The 17,673-nt window shown below is 61.9% G+C and carries 15 protein-coding genes and 1 pseudogene; 7 read left to right on the top strand and 9 right to left on the bottom strand.

The window, feature by feature from the left end; genetic code table 11:
- Positions 1-9: 9 nt before the first annotated feature.
- The 3 genes from BMX59_RS08945 to gcvA all read right to left on the bottom strand — a co-directional run bounded on the left by BMX59_RS08945 (position 10) and on the right by gcvA (position 2,609).
- Complete coding sequence (locus BMX59_RS08945; RefSeq protein WP_093121062.1) at positions 10-771, bottom strand: SDR family oxidoreductase; 762 nt, start codon at positions 769-771, stop codon at positions 10-12.
- A 29-nt stretch (positions 772-800) separates the two neighbouring features.
- Complete coding sequence (locus BMX59_RS08940) at positions 801-1,628, bottom strand: DMT family transporter (RefSeq protein WP_093121061.1); 828 nt, start codon at positions 1,626-1,628, stop codon at positions 801-803.
- Positions 1,629-1,703: 75 nt separating this feature from the next.
- Positions 1,704-2,609 (bottom strand): transcriptional regulator GcvA, encoded by a 906-nt coding sequence (gcvA, locus tag BMX59_RS08935; protein WP_092243828.1) that lies wholly within the window; start codon positions 2,607-2,609, stop codon positions 1,704-1,706.
- Positions 2,610-2,815: 206 nt separating this feature from the next.
- Between gcvA and BMX59_RS08930 the strand changes: the two genes are divergently transcribed.
- From BMX59_RS08930 to BMX59_RS08915, 4 genes are all read left to right on the top strand, one after another.
- The gene (locus tag BMX59_RS08930; protein WP_092243825.1) at positions 2,816-3,280 is read left to right on the top strand and encodes a hypothetical protein; all 465 of its coding nucleotides are present in this window, start codon (positions 2,816-2,818) and stop codon (positions 3,278-3,280) included.
- 250 nt (positions 3,281-3,530) lie between these two features.
- On the top strand, positions 3,531-4,139 hold the full coding sequence (locus BMX59_RS08925) for a LysE family translocator (RefSeq protein WP_071488196.1): 609 nt from the start codon (positions 3,531-3,533) through the stop codon (positions 4,137-4,139).
- A 467-nt stretch (positions 4,140-4,606) separates the two neighbouring features.
- Positions 4,607-5,614 (top strand): GlxA family transcriptional regulator, encoded by a 1,008-nt coding sequence (locus tag BMX59_RS08920; protein WP_092243822.1) that lies wholly within the window; start codon positions 4,607-4,609, stop codon positions 5,612-5,614.
- 36 nt (positions 5,615-5,650) lie between these two features.
- Positions 5,651-6,565 (top strand): ADP-ribosylglycohydrolase family protein, encoded by a 915-nt coding sequence (locus BMX59_RS08915; RefSeq protein WP_093121060.1) that lies wholly within the window; start codon positions 5,651-5,653, stop codon positions 6,563-6,565.
- Positions 6,566-6,765: 200 nt separating this feature from the next.
- On the opposite strand, the gene BMX59_RS08910 is transcribed toward BMX59_RS08915, so the two are convergent.
- Genes BMX59_RS08910 through BMX59_RS08890 form a run of 5 tightly spaced genes read right to left on the bottom strand, consistent with a single transcriptional unit; the run spans position 6,766 to position 13,181 of the window.
- On the bottom strand, positions 6,766-8,004 hold the full coding sequence (locus BMX59_RS08910) for an NAD(P)/FAD-dependent oxidoreductase (RefSeq protein ID WP_093121059.1): 1,239 nt from the start codon (positions 8,002-8,004) through the stop codon (positions 6,766-6,768).
- Between the two features lie 3 nt (positions 8,005-8,007).
- Positions 8,008-9,579 carry an aldehyde dehydrogenase (NADP(+)) gene (locus BMX59_RS08905; protein ID WP_093121058.1) on the bottom strand — a complete coding sequence of 524 codons (1,572 nt, stop codon included), beginning with the start codon at positions 9,577-9,579 and terminating at the stop codon, positions 8,008-8,010.
- 60 nt (positions 9,580-9,639) lie between these two features.
- On the bottom strand, positions 9,640-10,587 hold the full coding sequence (locus BMX59_RS08900; RefSeq protein WP_093121057.1) for a dihydrodipicolinate synthase family protein: 948 nt from the start codon (positions 10,585-10,587) through the stop codon (positions 9,640-9,642).
- Between the two features lie 33 nt (positions 10,588-10,620).
- The gene (locus BMX59_RS08895) at positions 10,621-11,547 is read right to left on the bottom strand and encodes a 4-hydroxyproline epimerase (protein ID WP_093121056.1); all 927 of its coding nucleotides are present in this window, start codon (positions 11,545-11,547) and stop codon (positions 10,621-10,623) included.
- A 14-nt stretch (positions 11,548-11,561) separates the two neighbouring features.
- The gene (locus tag BMX59_RS08890) at positions 11,562-13,181 is read right to left on the bottom strand and encodes an APC family permease (protein ID WP_093121055.1); all 1,620 of its coding nucleotides are present in this window, start codon (positions 13,179-13,181) and stop codon (positions 11,562-11,564) included.
- A gap of 186 nt (positions 13,182-13,367) precedes the next feature.
- Between BMX59_RS08890 and BMX59_RS08885 the strand changes: the two genes are divergently transcribed.
- Both BMX59_RS08885 and treS read left to right on the top strand, forming a co-directional pair.
- A complete protein-coding gene (locus BMX59_RS08885) occupies positions 13,368-14,135 on the top strand; it encodes an AraC family transcriptional regulator (RefSeq protein ID WP_093121054.1) in 768 nt (255 codons plus the stop codon).
- Positions 14,136-14,221: 86 nt separating this feature from the next.
- Positions 14,222-16,285, top strand: a complete 2,064-nt coding sequence (gene treS / locus BMX59_RS08880) for a maltose alpha-D-glucosyltransferase (RefSeq protein ID WP_093121053.1) — start codon at positions 14,222-14,224, stop codon at positions 16,283-16,285.
- Positions 16,286-16,328: 43 nt separating this feature from the next.
- Here the strand turns inward: treS and BMX59_RS30955 are convergent.
- Positions 16,329-16,451 (bottom strand): annotated as a pseudogene (locus BMX59_RS30955) (hypothetical protein); the annotation flags it as partial.
- Positions 16,452-16,592: 141 nt separating this feature from the next.
- On the opposite strand from BMX59_RS30955, the gene pstS reads away from it, so the two are divergent.
- Complete coding sequence (gene pstS, locus BMX59_RS08870) at positions 16,593-17,621, top strand: phosphate ABC transporter substrate-binding protein PstS (RefSeq protein WP_093121051.1); 1,029 nt, start codon at positions 16,593-16,595, stop codon at positions 17,619-17,621.
- Positions 17,622-17,673 lie beyond the last annotated feature (52 nt).

Here is a 17,673-nt window from a genome sequence, read left to right as displayed (position 1 = left end):
GGTTGCCGCCTACTTGCCGCCTGTCACGTCCAGAAAGGTCCCGGTGATGAACGACGCTTCCTTACCGGCCAGCCACAGGATAGCGCGGGCCACCTCTTCGGGTTCGCCGCCACGGCCCATGGGAATGCTGTCCTTGACCCGATCCACACGCCCCGGTTCGCCGCCGCTGGCGTGCATGTCGGTGTAGATATGCCCAGGCCGTACGCAGTTGACGCGTATGCCTTCGCGCGCGACTTCCTTGGACAGCCCGGTGGTGAATGTCTCCAGGGCACCCTTGGAGGCGGCGTAATCGACATACTCGTTCGGGCTGCCCAGCCGGGCGGAGGCCGAGGACACATTGATCACGCTGCCACCCTTGCCATTGTGACGCAGCGACATGCGTTTCACCGCGTGTTGCGCGCACAGCATCGGGCCGATGGCATTGATCGCGAAGATGCGCTGCATGCGGGCAAAGTCGAGGTCTTCAAAGCGTGACTGCAGGGCAATGATCGCGGCGTTGTTGACCAGCACATCGATACGGCCAAACGTCTGGTCAATGGCTGCGAACAGCTGCGCGACCTGTGCAGGGTCCGCACTGTCGGCGCGGATGGCCAGGGCACGGCGCCCCAACGCTTGCACATCCGCCACCACGCCGAGCGCGGCTGCCTCGTTGCTGACGTAGCTGATCGCGACATCGTAGCCTTGCGCCGCTGCAAGGCGCGCGGTTGCCGCGCCGACACCGCGGCTGCCGCCGGTAATCAGAATCAGCGGTGTCGAAGACACAGTACTCATTGCTTGGACCTCCTTTGAGGGGTTAAGGATCAGCCTATCAGCATCGTGCCGGTCGCAATGACCACGCACGCCAGGACTTTGCGGACAGTCAGCGACTCGCCCAAAAACAAATAACCGATCAAGGCCGCGAACAGCACGCTGGTTTCGCGCAGGGCCGAAACGGCGCCCATCGGCGCGTGGGACATGGCGTAAATGACGATGCCGTAGGCCAGGAGGGACACAAGCCCCCCGATCAAGGCCGTGATGACGCCGGGGCGTGGTGCGAAGAGGCTGCGTGTATCGCGCAGGCCGATGTACACCAGGGGCATCAATACGCCCCAGAGCGCACACATCCATACGGTGTAGGCCATCGGTGCGCCGGACAGCCTCGCGCCAATACCGTCCGTGACGCTGTAGGCCGCGATGAAAAACCCCGTGCCCAGGGCGTAGGGCAGGCTGGGCACCGCCAGTCTGCGCTGTCTGAAGGCCAGAGAAATAATGCCGCCGGATACCAGCAGGATGCCGATCAGAGCGCTCGTGCTGAGCGTTTCACCGGCAAACACCAAGGCGCAAAGCGTGATCAGAATGGGCGAGGAACCGCGGGCGATCGGGTACGTCTGCCCCAGGTCGCCCACCTTGTAGCTTCGCACCAGGAACAGGTTATAGCCCACGTGCAACACGCCCGACAGCACGGCGTAGGGCCAGCTGGCTGGCGCGGGAGGGGCGAGAAACAAGGCTATTACACTGCTGGCGATGGCGACCGCCACGCACATCATGGTCATTGACCACAGCCGGTCGGCGCCGACACGCAACAATGCGTTCCAGCTGGCATGCAAGAGGGCGGCGAAGAGGATGAGTAGAACGATGGGTAAAGGCATGCGCCATGGTAAACACCACAAGGGCGTGTTTAACAGCGAAGTCCTTTCATCCTGTCATGAGTGAATGTTCATGCATCACTGATAATTTTGCTGTGCCTGCATCGACTCGGCCAACAGCCAGTTACGAAAGCTGATGATGTGTGGCTGGGTTTCGATCCCTTTGGGGCAGACAAAGTAGTAGCCGACCGGCGACGCGAACGGCAGCTCAAACAGCCTGATCAGGCGGCCGTCGTTGATTTCAGCTTCAACATGGCCGCTTCGCGCCAGCGCAATACCTTGGCCCAGCAGCGCCGCCTCGATGGTCATGTTGGTGTCAGCGAACCTGACGCTTTCCTTGAGGGGTGCAATGCTGACGCCGATATGCTCGAACCAGGCGTCCCACTTGGGCACCAGGTCTGCGCCGTCGCGCGTCAGCAATGGATAACGCAGCAGCTCAGCGGGCTCGTGGGGCGCGCCGAAACGGTTGAGCAGATCCGGGCTGGCCACCGGGAAGATCTGCTCGCGGAGCATGAATTCCGAGTGCAGGCCGGGATAATTGCCGTTGCCCAGCCGGATGGCCACATCCGGGTCTGAGCTGGAGAACTTGATGGCCTTGTCGCTGGTCTCCAGCGTGATCAGGATTTCCGGATGTTGCTGCGACAGGCTGGGCAACCTGGGCAGCAGCCATTTCAAGGCAAACGAATACGTGGTGCTGACCTTCAGGCGAACCCGGCCTTTTTGTTCCCGCAGGTCAGCCAGGGTGGCCTCAAGGTTCATGAAAAACTCGCGCACAATGGGCGCCAGTGCGGCCCCGGCCGGGGTCAGCCGCAACGCCTTGCCGCGCTGGAACAGCTGCAAGCCCCACAGGTCCTCGAGGTGCTTGAGTTGGTGGCTGACGGCGCTCTGGGTCACATGCAACTCTTCTGAAGCCGATGTGAACGTCGCATGCCGGGTCGCTACTTCGAAAGCTCGCAGCGTGGCGGTGGGCGGTAGATCTCTCATGACTGGGTCCGGGTCGGGGGCTGGCGATTAATCGGCATGAATACAGGTTCATGGTAATGGATTGGCAGGCTTTCACAGAAGCCGCAGACCATGGCCTTGTGAATTGTTGTGAAGCACAGATTAATGGCCCATTGCCCATGCTAACGTCTGCTCCTGGCTATCGTCAGCACGACGATTTCATTCGTACCATCAGGGGAGCAGCGCCGATGTCTACCACCGTAACGCCCGCCGGCAGCGGGGCAAACACGCCTAAAGCGTCACCGTCGGTGTTCGATGACAAGTTGAACATCGCCAAGTCCAGCAAAGTGATTGCCGACTACATGCGCCAGACCGGCAAGTCGGCCATTACCAAGCAGGAACTGACCCAACTGGCCAACAACGCCTCGGGCAAGGTGCCGGCCGAAGTCTGCGATGCGGCCAAGTACATGGAGCGTCATCCTGACGTCTTCACTGCCATCGAAACCCACGATGTGCCGGGCGCCGATAACCTCTCCGGCGTGTGGAACTTCGATTGGGCCGCCAACGGTGGATTGAACGGTACGTCGACCGACGCGATTGCGAAGATGCAAGATACGTTCGATTTCGCGATTGCCAAGTCTGCGCAGATCACCGAGATTTCCACGGGTAAAAAAGCCGAGCTGGATTCGACCAAACAACGGCCGCAGAACTAAAACAGTGCGTTGTACTGTCCCTTGCCAACGGGTTACACGATAGCCCAGGCAAAGAAAAGCCCGCGTGGGGAGCGCGGGCTAAAGGGATGTTCATTAGGAGCTGAGGCCACCCTAGGCGCTTGTCTGTGAAAGGTTTGTGAAAACCACGGCAAAAAAGTGTATGCCTCAATCCCGCCATGGCTGTACGGGGCAGGGCGGTCGATAACCCTCTACTGTCGCAGGCATACCACTGCCGTTTGGATGCCGCGTCATGTTCATGTCTACCAGCCTGTTGTCCGCCTTTGTGCTGTTTGCCTTCGTGTCCTCGATCACGCCCGGGCCCAATAACACCATGCTGCTCGCCTCGGGGGTGAACTTCGGCTTTCGCCGCTCGATGCCCCATGCATTGGGGATCAGCATCGGGTTCATGCTGCTGGTGATTTCGGTGGGGCTGGGGCTGGGCGAAGTGTTCAAGGTGTTCCCGTGGGCCTACACGGTGTTGCGCTACGTGGGGGCTGCGTACTTGCTGTACCTGGCGTGGAAGATCGCGACGGCGGGCGGCATGTCCGACAGCCCTGATGAACAGGGCAAACCCATGACTTTCCTCGGCGCGGCGGCGTTCCAGTGGGTGAACCCCAAGGCCTGGATCATGGCGCTGGGCGCAATCACCACCTACACGCCGGCCGAAGGTTACGTCACCAATGTGCTGGTGATCGCGCTGGTGTTCGCCGTGGTCAACCTGCCCAGTGTGTGTGTATGGGTCGGATGTGGCAGCGGCTTGCGCAATGTGCTGCGTGAGCCGCGCTGGTTGCGCCTGTTCAACTGGACGATGGCCGGGTTGCTGGTGCTGTCGCTGTACCCGATGCTGTTTGCCGGCTGAGCGTCAGACCGGCGAGATGGTCGCGAGCAGGCCGATGCCGATGGTCAGTACCAAAAAGCCGAACAGGAAAAGTGCCATCTTGGTCATAAGGCCTCCGAAGGGAAGGGAGTGGGGATGGGGCCATTGTCCGCCCAGACGGCGTTTCGATACAGACGCAGATAGCAAAGAAAAAACCGTATCAGATGCGCTTGCCGCTGTTCAGCCGGGGGCTTTCAGCGCGTGTGGCTGTTTCAGGATCAGCGCCGGACATCAAACGATAAGTACGCTGTGGCGAGCGGGCTTGTCCCACGTTGGGCTGTGAAACAGCCCCAAAACCAGCGGCCAAAGAGTGCCTGACTCAGCGCATTCCTCAATCCAGGCTCGCTTCGCAACCCAACGCGGGACAAGCCCGCTCGCCACAGCTACAGTGTTCGCCCTTAATGGCCGGTTTTTCAAAGACCTCAACAATAAGAGTGGGCCAACCCTCGATGCAAAGACGTCAATTCAGCGGTGGCATGAAAGGCAAGAACCTGCGCTACCTCAACGAAACCCAACAGCCGGCGTCGGTCACCCGCGTCGGCTTCCTGTTGCTTGAACATTTCTCCCTGCCGGCGTTCACCCAGACCCTCGACACCTTCGTTACCGCCAACCTGCTGCGCCCCGACCTGTTCGCCTCACGCACCTTCGGCTGTGACGATGGCGAAGTCATCAGCGACCTGGGCCTGGTGATACGCCCCGATGCGCGCCTGGATGCCGGAGCATTGCACGACTTGGACCTGCTGGTGATCTGTGGCGGTTTCCGTACCGAACTCAAGGCTGGCGAAGCCTTCATCCAGCTGCTGCACACCGCCGCCGAACAGGGCATCAGCCTTGCGGGGCTGTGGAACGGCGCCTGGTTCCTCGGCCGTGCCGGCCTGCTGCAAGGCTATCGCTGCGCCATCCACCCCGAACACCGTCCGGCGCTGGCGGAAGTCTCCAAGGCGACCCACGTCACCAGCGAACCCTACGTGATCGACCGCGACCGCCTCACCGCTTCCAGCCCGTCCGGGGCCTTCCATATGGCGCTGGACTGGATCAAGGGCCTGCATGACAAGGCACTCGTTGAAGGCATCGAAGACATCCTGGCCTTCGAAGAGTCCCGCTACCGCCGCATCAAACCCACCGAAAACGTCAGCGTCAGTGCGCCGTTGCGTGAAGTGGTGAAACTGATGGACGCCAACCTCGAAGAACCTTTGGAGCTGGACCAACTGGCGGTCTACGCCGGCCGCTCGCGGCGCCAGTTGGAGCGCTTGTTCAAGGAACAACTGGGCACCACCCCGCAGCGGTACTACATGGAACTGCGCGTGACCGAGGCGCGGCGGCTGTTGCAGCACACCGAGTTGTCGCAGGTGGAGGTGCTGGTGGCATGTGGGTTCGTGTCGCCGAGCCATTTCAGCAAGTGCTATAGCTCGTACTTCGGATATCGCCCCTCGAAGGAGAAGCGGTTGGTCAAGTAAAGTGCTGACTGACTCACTCTCTTTCAAGGATGACAAATGTCTCTCACGCTTTTGGATCGTTACCGCGGCAGCCTGCTGGGCTTGGCCTGTGGCGACGCAGTGGGTACCACTGTTGAATTCATGCCTCGCGGCACATTCACACCGGTCACTGACATGGTTGGAGGAGGACCGTTCAACCTGAAAGCGGGCCAATGGACAGACGACACCTCGATGGCGTTGTGCCTTGCAGAAAGCTTGTTGCGTAAAGGTGGTTTTGATGCCGCTGACCAGATGGGGCGATACCTGAACTGGTGGAAGTGGGGCTACCTGAGCTCTACCGGTGACTGCTTTGATATAGGCATGACCGTGCGCACGGCGCTCACGGCGTTTGAGTCGCAAGGTGATCCGTTTGCAGGTTCAACAGAGCCTTTTTCCGCAGGCAACGGTTCGATGATGCGCCTCGCGCCGCTGGTGCTGTTTTACTTTCCAAACCTGCAAAGCGTTGATGACTTTTCCCGAGAAAGCTCCCGTACGACTCACGGAGCCCAAGAGGCAATCGAGTGTTGCGTGGTGTTGGCGAGAGCCATCGGTATCGCGTTGAGTGGAGCAACAAAGGTGCACCTGTTGAATATCTCTTGCGCGGGCCTTTCTGCGTCCAAGGTCGTAGCGATTGCCCAGGGGGAGTATTGCAACAAGACCCGTGCGCAGATAACGGGTTCCGGTTACGCCGTGGCGTCATTGGAGGCGGCGCTGTGGTGCGTAAAACATACTGACAGCTTCGCCGACGCGGTGTTGGCTGCCGCGAACCTGGGTGACGACGCTGACACTACTGCCGCCATCGTTGGTCAGTTGGCGGGTGCATATTACGGCGTGCAAGGCATCCCGACGGTTTGGCTGGACAAGCTTTGTATGCGTGATGAAATTGAGGAAATGGCTGATGCACTCTACAGCACGGCTGCTCAAACCCCATGATTAAGCCCCCCCGCTTGTGTGACCAGTGGACTAGCTGTGGCGAGCGGGCTTGCCCCGCGTTGGGCTGCGCAGCAGCCCTAAAAACGAACACCGCGTGCTGTCTGACAGGCCGCGGTGTTTTCTATTGGGGCCGCTGCGCAGCCCAACGCGGGGCAAGCCCGCTCGCCACACCAGGCAACTCACCGCAAAAAACGCGTTGGTCAGAATCGGTCCAGACGATAAGGCGTGAATAACGGAGTTTGACCCTTGCTCGCCAACTCCCCAATCATCTCCGCCGTCACCGCCGCCTGCGTCAACCCCAGATGCTGGTGCCCGAACGCAAGCAGCACCTTCCCGTCACACACCCGGTCAATCACCGGCAACGAGTCCGGCAGCGACGGCCGAAACCCCATCCACGGTGTCGCACCCTCTGCGCTGAGGTCATTCCGAAACAACCCCTTGCTCAACCGATGCAACTGCCAGGCACGCTGCATATTCGCCGGGCGGTCAAGACCGGCGAATTCCACTGTACCGGCCAGGCGCAGGCCGTCGGTCATGGGGGTCATGATGAATTTTCGTTCCAGGGAAGTGACGGCAAACGGCAGGCGATGCGGCTCGTGGGGCAGCATCAGGTGATAGCCGCGTTCCGTGTCCAGCGGGACTTTTTTGCCGGTCAGGGCAGCGGTCAATCTGGCTGAGTGGGCGCCGCAGGCAATCAGCACCTGGCGTGCGCTCAGGGGGCCCTGAGCGGTGGTGAGGGAGACGCCGTGTTGGTCAAGCCGCCCATCCAGTACCTGGCGCTTGAGGAACTGCACACCACTGGCCTTGGCGGCCTCGACCAGTTCGCACACCACCTGGAACGGGTCGAGGAAGTGCCCGGTGCCCGGAAAAAACAACCCGCCCTGGATGTGCTCGCTCAACTGCGGCGCAGCCTGGCGTATGGCATCGGCGGTCCAGAACGTCACGGGCACCTGCTGCGCTTGCATGCGCTGCTGCAAGGCCCGGAGCGCGTCGCGTGAGTCCGCTCGTTCGTACACCAACAATGACCCGTCTTCACGCAGCAGGTGCGCACGTCCGATGCTGTGCAGCAGGCGCTGCCAGGCGCCCAGGCTGCCTTCGTTAAGCGCACGAATACCCGCGACGGTACGCTGATAGCGCGCCGGACGCAGGTTCAACAGCAGCCGCACAAACCAGGGCACGGCGCGCGGCAGGTATTTCCAATCCAGGCGCAGCGGGCCCATGGGGTCCAGCAGCATGCCGGGCAAGCGCTTGAGGATCGACACGTCGGCAATCGGGAACACCTGTTCGGTCGCCAGGTGCCCGGCGTTGCCATAGGACGCGCCCATACCGGGTTCCTGTTGATCGACCACCACCACGTGCCGGCCCTGACGCGCCAGTTGCAGGGCGCAGGCGACGCCGATAATGCCGGCGCCGACTACGACGATATCGGGATCGGACATGGCCTATGCCTCTCTCTGGCCATCAAGCAAACGCCGCAGCCGCAACGGATTGCCCTGTTGGAGCGCATCCGGCAACAACGCGTCGGGGAAGTCCTGATAGCACACGGGGCGCAAGAACCGCTGGATGGCCGCCGTGCCCACCGAGGTGCTGCGCGGATCCGAGGTGGCGGGGAAGGGGCCGCCGTGGACCATGGCGTCACACACCTCAACGCCAGTCGGCCAGCCATTGACCAGCAGGCGGCCAGCCTTGCGCTCCAGCACCGGCAGCAGGGCCCTCGCGCTTGGCACATCGTCGTCATCCATGTGCAGCGTGGCGGTGAGTTGGCCTTCCAGATGTTCGGATACCCGGCGCACTTCTTCGTTATTCGCGCACACCACAACCAATGAAGCCGCACCGAAGACTTCGGCTTGCAGGTGTTCGTTGCTCAAGAACGCAGTTGCCTGGGTCACGAACAGGTGGGCCTGGCCCTGGTTGGGACCTTCAGTCGCCGAACCCTGTGCGACAACCTCGGCGTGTCCCGTCAGTGTGTCTATGCCTGACGTGTAGGCACTGGCGATGCCGGGTGTCAGCATTGTTTGCGCCGCACAGTTCGGCAGTAACCCACTGGCGGCACTGATGAAGCGATCCAGGGCAGGCCCTTGTACTGCAATCACTAACCCTGGGTTGGTGCAGAACTGCCCCGCACCCTGGGTCAACGACGCCACAAAACCCTGGGCCAATGCTTCAGCCCTGGCTGCCAACGCTGCTGGAAACAGGTACACCGGGTTGATCGAACTCATCTCTGCGTAGACCGGAATCGGCTCCGGCCGTGCCTGCGCTGCCTGGATCAACGCAAGGCCACCGCTGCGCGAGCCGGTAAACCCGACGGCCTTGATGCGCGGGTCGGTCACCAACGCAATGCCCACCTCACGGCCCGAACCGTACAACAGTGAAAACACACCTTCCGGCAGACCGCACGCCTTGACCGCCTGCGCCACCGCACGCCCCACCAGTTCACTGGTGCCCGGGTGCGCGCCGTGGGCCTTGACGACGACCGGGCAACCGGCAGCCAGCGCAGAGGCGGTGTCCCCGCCGGCCACGGAAAATGCCAGTGGAAAGTTGCTGGCGCCAAACACCGCGACCGGGCCCACCGCGATATGGCGTTGGCGCAGGTCTGGGCGAGGCAGGGGTTGGCGTTGCGGTTGTGCGTGATCGACCCGCACATCCAGCCATTCCCCGGCACGCACGGTGCGGGCGAAGGTGCACAGTTGCCCGCAGGTGCGCCCTCGTTCGCCCTGGATGCGGGGGCGAGGCAGGCCGGTTTCGGCGACGGCGCGGTCGATCAACTCATCGCCCAGGGCCTCGATGTGCGCGGCGATGGTCTCAAGGAACGTGGCGCGCACTTCCAAAGAGGTTTCGCGATAGACATCCAATGCCGCCCACGCCAAGGCGCAGGCCTGCGCGACATGCTCGCCGTTGCCGCCGAGGTAGGCCGGTTCCAAGGCGGTATCGGTGGCGGGGTTGATCGCCTGGATTGCTTCGCGATTGCCGGCAGTGGCGTGCTGACCGATCAGCATCTTGCCCGTCAGAGTCATGGGGATTTCCTGGATAAAAGAAGGTTGGCCGCTGCGAGCGTCGCAGCGGCGCGCGAAGGGTCAGGCGACGTTCTGTTCCGCCGACCAGTTGGCGTACCACTGGCGGAACAGGGCGTACTGATGCTCTGCGTAACGACGCTGGGCATCGCTGAGGGCGTCGGTTTCGTTGAAGTGCAGGGCATAGCCTTGGTCACCGTTCAACACCATCAAGTGCTTGTAATACAGCACCAGGTCGCAGCCCTCGTCGAAGGACGACAGCACCGCCAGCGCGGCCTCCAGCTCACGCGCCTGGCGACGGGCCTTGGCATCGCCCTTGGCAGCTTTTTTACTCAGGGCCACCAGTTGCAGCACTTCCCGAGGCAGCGCGTTGCCGATGCCGGTGATGGCGCCGGTGGCATTGCAGTTGACGAAACCGTGCACCACCTGGGTGTCGACACCCACCATGAGGGTCACGTTGTCGTCCTGGGAGGTGATGTGTTCGGCGGCGTAGCGCAGGTCGGCACCGCCGCCGAATTCCTTGAAACCGATCAGATTCGGGTGCTCGCGGCGCAGTTCGAAGAACAGCTCGGCGCGGGTCGCGAAGCCGTAGTAGGGGCTGTTGTAGATCACCGCCGGCAGGTTGGGCGCGGCCTTGAGGATCGCCGAGAAGTGCGCCTTTTGTGCGGTGGCGGAGGCACCCCGGGACAGCACACGCGGAATCACCATCAAGCCATGGGCACCGACCTTGGCGGCGTGGGCCGCATGGGCCACGGCTTCACGGCTGTTCACCGCGCCGGTGCCGACGATGGTCGGCACACCGGCCGCCACCAGCCGTGCCACGCCTTCCTGGCGTTCGGCTTCGGTGAGCAACGGCCAGTCACCCATGGAGCCGCAGTACACCACGGCGCTCATGCCGATATCGATCAGCTCGCGGCCCTTGGCGACCAGGGCGTCGAAGTCCGGCTTGCGTTCGGCGGTGCACGGGGTCATCAGGGCAGGGATGCAGCCGGTGAAGATGTTGTCGCTCATTTATATCACTCCAGTTTCCAGTCGGGGGAGGGCTCAGATGCCCCAGGCAAAAGGGTCTTGCGGGTCGATCAGCAAGGTGCTGTCGGCGGTCATGTGGGCACGGCCGGTGATGAAGGGGCGCACGCGTTCGCCGTCCCATTCGTAGCGACCTTCGAATTGGCTGCCGGTAATGCTGGCTTGCACCCAGGTTTCGCCGGGCGCGAGTTTTTCATCGGCGGCCAGGCAGGCCAGCTTGGCGCTGGTGCCGGTGCCGCAGGGCGAGCGGTCGTAGGCTTTGCCGGGGCACATCACGAAATTGCGGCTGTCGGCGTGGTCGTCGTCGGCGAACAGTTCGATGTGGTCGATCAGTGCACCGTCGGCGCCGTGGATGCCCTGGTCTTCAAGGGCCTTGAGCATTGCCCAGGTGTAGTCGGTGAGGGCGTCGACGTTGTCCATCTGCAGGCGCTGGCCATGCTCCGACACCAGGAAAAACCAGTTGCCGCCCCAGGCGATATCGCCATGGACTATGCCGTGACCGGGCACGAGCACTGCGATCTGCTCGCGATAGCGGTAGGCAGGAACATTGCGCAAGGTCACCGCGCCGTCTTCATGCAGGGTAGCCGCGACCGGCCCGACGGGGGTATCGATCGTGTGCACGCCTGGCGCGATGCGACCCAAGTGATGCAGGGACGCGACCAGGCCAATGGTGCCGTGGCCACACATGCCCAGGTAGCCAGCGTTGTTGAAGAAGATCACTCCGCAGATGGCGCCCGGCGTGACCGGCGCGCAGTACAGCGCACCGACCAGCACATCATTGCCACGTGGCTCCAGGATGCAGGCGCGGCGCCATTGGTCGTGCTCGGTGCGCAGGTGGTGCAGCTGATCGGCAATCGTGACGCCCTCCAGCGCCGGAAAACCGCTCATGACCAGCCGCGTCGGTTCGCCGCCGGTGTGGGAGTCGATCACATGCAGTCGCTTCATAAAACGCTCCTGAATCAGTAGGTCGCGGGCATCAGCGGGGCGCGAGGCTCGTCAACCGCTTCGCTTTCATCGGCTTCATGTTCCAGCCGAACCAAGTGAGCTGGCACGCCAGTGGCGGCGCCCCAGTAGTAAATGCCGAGTGCGCAAGCCGCGACCACAATGGTGTCGAGCGGATGGCCGATCGCACCGATGCCACCAAAACTGCCGAGCTTGGACAGCAGGATGGTCACTGCGTAGAAGCCGATCAGCCAGGCAGACGAGCGCACCTGTTGCTTGAGGTTGAGGTGCGCGGTCGGTACCCAGCGCGCGCACAGCAGGTACACCACGAACATCAGGATTTGCAGGCCGAGCAGCCAGGACACCGTGCCCCAGCCGGACCAGTACACGATCAGCGCGGCGATGATGAACGACAGCGGACCGAGCACGGCCATGCCCTTGACCCGGAACGGCCGCGCCACCTGCGGTGCGTTACGGCGCAGTGCGGCGACGGTCACCGGGGCCACCGCGTAGCTGAGGATCAACGCGGCGGACACCACATTGATCAACGCTTCCCAGGACGGGAATGGCAGGGTCCAGAACACCGACAAGCCAAACGTCAGCCACAGCGCCGGACGCGGAATGCCGGACTTCTCATCGATGCGCGTGAAAATCTTGAAGAACGTGCCGGTCTGCGCCCAGCCATACACCACCCGCGGCGTGGCGTTCATGTAGATGTTGCCGCAGCCGCTGGGGGAGATCACCGCATCCGCCACCACCAGGTAGGCCAGCCAGCCCACGCCCAGTGCCAGGGCGATATCCCGGTAAGGCAGCGCCAGTTCCTTGCTGATCCCGGCCCAGCCGTTGGCGAGCATCTGCGTGGGTACGCCACCGAGGAATGCGGTTTGCAGCAGCACGTAGATGGCAGTCGACAGCAACACCGAAAGAATCAACGCAATCGGAATCGTGCGCTGCGGGTTTTTTACTTCACTGGCCACCGAGATGATCGGAGTCAGCCCCAGGTAGGCAAAAATCACCCCGCCGGCCGACACCGCCATCTCGATCCCGGACAGGCCGAACGGCGCGAAGCCCTGCACCTGAAAGTTCGCCGGTTTGAAGAAGGTGAACAGCACACCGATCACCAGCAACGGCACGATGAACTTGAACACGCTGACCAGGTTATTGGCGATGGCGAAGGTTTTCACACTGCGGTAATTGAGCGCGAAAAAAACACAGAGCAGGGCGAACTGCACCAGCCAACCGAGGGTGGTCGGGTCGCTGGAACCGACCTTGGTCAGCTCGGGAAACCAGGCCGCCGCGTATTGGCGCGAGGCGACCACTTCGATGGCGACCAGGCTGGAAAACGCGATCAGCGTGATAAAGCCCATCAGGTAGCCCAGCAACGGGCCATGGGAGTAGACGGGATAGCGCACCACGCCACCGGCGCGGGGGAGTGCGGCGCCCAACTCGCAGTACACAATGCCCAGCAGCAACACCGCGAACCCGCCAATGAGCCAGGAGATGATCCCTGCCGGGCCGGCAATGGCCGACACATGACTGGCTGCGAACAACCAACCCGAACCGAAGATGGCCCCCAGCCCGATAAAAGTGAGGTCCATCAATGAAAGTTGTTTCTTGAACTTGCCTTGACCTGACATAGCGTCGCCTTCTTGTGAGTTATTGGATAGGCATGCAGTGGCCATACAGTGAACTCACAGGCGGCGGCGCGATTGATGTTTTTTGCCGACATCGATGACGAAATCGGCACAGTTTTCGTGGCTCGACAGGGCGCCGGGCATCGGGCAATCTGCGTGCGTCGAGGCACTCAACGGGGATGGAAAGTCATGTTGCAGACTGCGTTTGCGGCCCTGTGCCAAGGGAATGAGGCGCATCGGCCCCACAGCATCGAGCAGCTCCTGGCCGGCGTGGTGCAGCTCCTGCCGATGCTGGATGTGATCCCCAATGCGGCAATTTTCATCAAGGACACCCAGGCCCGCTACGTCCTCGCCAACCGCACCCTGGTGCACCGCTGCGGCCTCAAGCAGCTGCAACCGCTGCTGGGCAAGACCAGCGCACAAGTGTTCCCCGCACAACTGGGGCCGGGTTACACCGAGCAGGACCGGCGCGTGCTGGAACAGGGCTTTGTGCTGGAAGACCAGCTCGAACTGCACCTGTATGGCACCCGTGAACCCGGCTGGTGCCTGACCCACAAGTGGCCGCTGTACAACCACATGGGCGCGATCATCGGCCTGGCCGGCATCTCGGTCGACCTGCAAACCGCCAGCGAAAGTCACCCCGCCTACCAACGCCTGGCCGCCGTGGACGCGCATATCCGCACGCACTTCAACCGCCGCGTCACCCTCGGTGAGTTGACGCGCATCGCCGGGATTTCCGTGGCGCAGCTGGAGCGTTATTGCAAGCGCGTGTTCCACCTCACCCCCCGGCAGATGATCCAGAAAGTGCGGCTGGAACACGCCCATCGGTTATTGCACGGCGACCTGCCGATTACCGAAGTGGCGCTGCAGTGCGGGTACACCGACCACAGCGCGTTTACCCGCCAATTCAAGGCGTCTACGGGGTTTACCCCGAGGCAGTATCGTCAGTTGGCGTAGTCGGCCACATTGCAATGCAACGAATGCCTCCGGTTGTGGCTCCTATGCTTACGAGTAACCTTTGCACGACGACAGGTATCCGACTTATGACTGCGGCTGAAAACAACCATGTGAACTGGCTGGTGGACCAATCGATGCTGCACGCGGCCCGCCAGCGCGCCAAGCTCTATTCGGGCCAGGGCCGGTTGTGGCAGCAGCCTTACGCGCAGACCCGGCCTCGGGACGCTTCGGCGTTGTCGTCGGTATGGTTTACGGCGTACCCGGCGTCAATTGTGACCCGCGAAGGCGGCACGGTGCTGGAGGCGCTGGGGGATGAGGCGCTGTGGCATGCGCTGTCGAAGATTGGCATCCAGGGCATCCATAACGGCCCGTTGAAGAAGTCCGGTGGCCTGAATGGCATGCAGCACACGCCGACCATCGACGGCAACTTCGACCGCATCAGTTTCGAGATCGACCCGCAGCTGGGCACCGAGGCGCAGTTGCAGGCGTTGACACGCATGGCGGCGGCGCACAATGCGGTGATCATCGACGATGTGATCCCGTCCCACACCGGCAAGGGTGCGGACTTCCGCCTGGCCGAGATGGCGTACGAGGACTACCCCGGCCTGTACCACATGGTGGAAATCCGCGAAGAAGACTGGTCGTTGCTGCCCGACATTGCCGAAGGGCGCGATGCACAGAACCTCAGCCCGGTGCAGGTCGATGCCTTGCGCGACAAACACTACATCGTCGGCCAGTTGCAGCGGGTGATCTTCTTCGAGCCCGGCGTCAAGGAAACCGACTGGAGCGCCACGGACGTGGTGCTGGGCGTGGATGGCAAGCCGCGTCGCTGGGTGTACCTGCATTACTTCAAGGAAGGCCAGCCATCGCTGAACTGGCTGGACCCGACCTTTGCCGCACAGCAGATGATCATCGGCGACGCTTTGCATGCCATCGATGTGATGGGCGCGAAGATCCTGCGCCTGGACGCCAACGGTTTCCTCGGCGTGGAGCGCACGCTGGACGGTACGGCCTGGTCCGAAAGCCATCCGCTGTCGATCACCGGCAACCAGTTGCTGGGCGGGGCGATTCGCAAGGCGGGCGGTTTCAGTTTCCAGGAGCTGAACCTCACCGTGGATGACATCGCGTCCATGTCCCATGGCGGTGCCGACCTGTCCTATGACTTCATCACCCGTCCCGCTTACCAGCACGCGTTGCTGATGGGCGATGCCGAGTTTCTGCGCCTGATGCTGCGCGAAATGCACCGCCAGGGCATCGACCCCGGCTCACTGATCCACGCGTTGCAGAACCACGATGAACTGACCCTGGAACTGGTGCACTTCTGGACGCTGCATGCCCATGACACTTTCCTGTACCAGGGCCAGACCTTTCCCGGGAATATCCTGCGCGAGCATATCCGTGAGCAGATGTATGAGCGATTGACGGGCGAACAGGCACCGTACAACCTCAAGTTCGTCACCAACGGTGTGTCCTGCACCACCGCCAGCATCATCACGGCGGCATTGGGGATCCGAGACCTGGACGCCATCACCCAAGCGGATATCCAGCAGATTCGCCAGATCCATTTGCTGCTGGTGATGTACAACGCCATGCAGCCGGGGGTGTTTGCCTTGTCGGGCTGGGACCTGGTGGGTGCGCTGCCGCTGGCGGCCGAAGAGGTCGAACACTTGATGCAGGACGGCGATACGCGCTGGATTCATCGCGGTGCTTATGACCTGGTGGATTTGAACCCGGACGCCGAATTGTCCGCAGGCCAGATGCCGCGCTCGAAAAGCCTGTATGGCAGCCTCAATAGCCAATTGCAGGACCCCGAGTCGTTTGCCTCGCAGCTGCAAAAAATCCTCGCGGTGCGCCGTGCCTACGACATCGCCGCCAGCCGCCAGATCCAGGTGCCGGAAGTGGAAAACCCAGGGCTGCTGGTGATGGTCCACGAGTTGCCCGCCGGCAAAGGCATCCAAATCACCGCGTTGAACTTCGGTGCCACGCCCATCACCGAAATCCTGCATTTACCGGATATTGGCGCGGGCATGGTGGTGGACATCATCAATGAGCGGGTCGAGGGTGACTTGACGGCGCAGGGCGAGTTTACGATTACGCTGGATGCCTATGAGGGCTTGGCGCTGCGGGTGGTGAGCAACTCGCCCGTGTAATGGCGGGAGCGAGCTGATTCAGGAGAGCTGCGACACGATCAGCTCCGGCGGCTGGCGGGTGTGAGACATAGCGCCGGAAGTACCACTGGGTCTGTTCGCGGTCATTCGGCGCGGGCAGGGCGCCTTCGATCGAGGACGTGGACCGTGGCAACGTCTTAGTCTCAATTTGTTACGAACCAATGACGTCAAACTGCCGGATTGCGGCGGGAGAGGGGGACAACCAGGCGTTTTGCCATTCCACATTCATAAAACCGTAACAAGATTGTTGCAGAGTTCCCCAGCCCGTAATTCACAAGGATTTTCCTGAATGAAACGTCTGATGAAGTCTGCTGCACTCGCCGTTGCGGTTTCTCTCAGTGCCACCTCGGTGTTTGCTGCCGAGAGCATCCGCCTGACCGGTTCCGGTGCGAGTTTCCCAGCGCCGATCTACCTCACCTGGTTCAAGGATTTCAGCAAGAAGAGCGAGGGCGTCACCGTTGACTACCAGTCCAAGGGTAGCGGTGCGGGTGTACAGGACTTCCTGAATAAAACCGTCGATTTCGCCGCCAGCGACTCGGCCATGAAAGACGAAGACATCGCCAAGGTGGCCGAAGGCGTGCAACTGCTGCCGATGACGGCGGGTGAAATCGTGCTGGCGTTCAACTTGCCGGGCAATCCTAAAGAGCTCAAGTTGCCGCGCGACGTCTACTCCAACATCTTCCTGGGCAAGATCACCAAGTGGAACGATCCGAAGATCGCTGCCGCCAACCCAGGCCTGAAACTGCCGGATCTGCCGATCACTGTGGTCGTGCGTGCAGACTCCAGCGGCACCACTGCGGTATTCACCAAGCACTTGGCAGCGATCAACCCTGAGTTCCAGAAAGACCTGGGCGAAGGCAACACCGTCAACTGGCCTGCCAGTGACAAGTTCATCAAATCGCCGAAGAACGACGGCGTGACCGCCACCGTGCGCCAGACCCCGGGTGCCATCGGTTACATCGAATACGGCTTCGCCAAACTGGCCAAGGTTGACTTCGCCCAGTTGCAGAACAAGGCTGGCAAGTACGTTGTGCCCAACGCCGAAAGCGGTGCCGAAGCCCTGGCTGCGGTGAAGATGCCGGAAAGCCTGGTGGCCTGGCTGCCGGATCCGGATGGCGCCAAGTCCTACCCGATCACCTCTTACACCTGGATGATCTTCCGCAAGGATAACGGCAACCCGGCCAAGGCCAAGGCCATGCGTGAAATGGTCGAGTACAGCCTGACCGAAGGCCAGAAAATCGCCGACTCGATGGGCTACATCCCGCTGCCTGAATCGGTTGTCGATCAAGTGCGCAAAGCTTCCGCCAACATCCAGTAAGGCTCGCCACGCCACTCCCGGCATGGGCCGTCAGCCATGTCGGGAGCGATCC

The organism is Pseudomonas sp. NFR09 (assembly GCF_900111535.1).
In the GTDB taxonomy this organism is placed as follows: domain Bacteria; phylum Pseudomonadota; class Gammaproteobacteria; order Pseudomonadales; family Pseudomonadaceae; genus Aquipseudomonas; species Aquipseudomonas extremorientalis.
Note: the sequence above shows the minus strand (reverse complement) of the source record. Positions and strands in the feature narration are given on the sequence as shown.

Coding starts and splice junctions, on each gene's coding strand:
- BMX59_RS08930 (WP_092243825.1), top strand. CDS start 2,816: ATGTCTACCACCGTAACGCCCGCCGGCAGCGGGGCAAACACGCCTAAA.
- BMX59_RS08900 (WP_093121057.1), bottom strand. CDS start 10,587: ATGAGCGACAACATCTTCACCGGCTGCATCCCTGCCCTGATGACCCCG.
- BMX59_RS08925 (WP_071488196.1), top strand. CDS start 3,531: ATGTTCATGTCTACCAGCCTGTTGTCCGCCTTTGTGCTGTTTGCCTTC.
- BMX59_RS08890 (WP_093121055.1), bottom strand. CDS start 13,181: ATGTCAGGTCAAGGCAAGTTCAAGAAACAACTTTCATTGATGGACCTC.
- BMX59_RS08895 (WP_093121056.1), bottom strand. CDS start 11,547: ATGAAGCGACTGCATGTGATCGACTCCCACACCGGCGGCGAACCGACG.
- pstS (WP_093121051.1), top strand. CDS start 16,593: ATGAAACGTCTGATGAAGTCTGCTGCACTCGCCGTTGCGGTTTCTCTC.
- treS (WP_093121053.1), top strand. CDS start 14,222: ATGACTGCGGCTGAAAACAACCATGTGAACTGGCTGGTGGACCAATCG.
- BMX59_RS08920 (WP_092243822.1), top strand. CDS start 4,607: ATGCAAAGACGTCAATTCAGCGGTGGCATGAAAGGCAAGAACCTGCGC.
- gcvA (WP_092243828.1), bottom strand. CDS start 2,609: ATGAGAGATCTACCGCCCACCGCCACGCTGCGAGCTTTCGAAGTAGCG.
- BMX59_RS08945 (WP_093121062.1), bottom strand. CDS start 771: ATGAGTACTGTGTCTTCGACACCGCTGATTCTGATTACCGGCGGCAGC.
- BMX59_RS08905 (WP_093121058.1), bottom strand. CDS start 9,579: ATGACTCTGACGGGCAAGATGCTGATCGGTCAGCACGCCACTGCCGGC.
- BMX59_RS08885 (WP_093121054.1), top strand. CDS start 13,368: ATGTTGCAGACTGCGTTTGCGGCCCTGTGCCAAGGGAATGAGGCGCAT.
- BMX59_RS08940 (WP_093121061.1), bottom strand. CDS start 1,628: ATGCCTTTACCCATCGTTCTACTCATCCTCTTCGCCGCCCTCTTGCAT.
- BMX59_RS08915 (WP_093121060.1), top strand. CDS start 5,651: ATGTCTCTCACGCTTTTGGATCGTTACCGCGGCAGCCTGCTGGGCTTG.
- BMX59_RS08910 (WP_093121059.1), bottom strand. CDS start 8,004: ATGTCCGATCCCGATATCGTCGTAGTCGGCGCCGGCATTATCGGCGTC.